This is a genomic window from Paraburkholderia sp. SIMBA_053, from assembly GCF_046534895.1.
In the GTDB taxonomy this organism is placed as follows: domain Bacteria; phylum Pseudomonadota; class Gammaproteobacteria; order Burkholderiales; family Burkholderiaceae; genus Paraburkholderia; species Paraburkholderia caledonica.
This window is the reverse complement of the sequence record NZ_JAWRXU010000596.1, coordinates 1-276: the sequence shown is the minus strand read 5'-3', so window position 1 is coordinate 276 and position 276 is coordinate 1. Positions and strand designations below refer to the sequence as shown.

Sequence of the window (276 nt, the reverse complement as noted above, 5' to 3'; positions counted from 1 at the left end):
AACCCGGTGCTCGGCTCGCTGCCTCGTCTCTTCAAGGTCGACGTGCGCAACGATCCGCACTCGGCATGGATCGAAGCGTCGCTGCGCTATGCCGCGACCGAGGCGGCGCAACGGCGCGCAGGCAGCGCCATCGTGCTCTCGCGTTTGTCGGAACTGCTGTTCGTGTGGGCAGTGCGGCGCTGCATCGACGACTTGCCGGCAGACCGCAAGAACTGGCTCGCGGGCGTGAAGGACCGGTTCGTCGGCCGCGCGCTGTCGATTCTGCATGCGCAACCT

General features: G+C 67.0%; 1 protein-coding gene. It reads left to right on the top strand.

All coding sequences use genetic code 11. From position 1 onward, the window contains the following. Window positions 1-276, top strand: a 276-nt coding sequence (locus SB753_RS36990; RefSeq protein ID WP_410805104.1) for a cupin domain-containing protein, incomplete at both ends; no start/stop codon positions are given.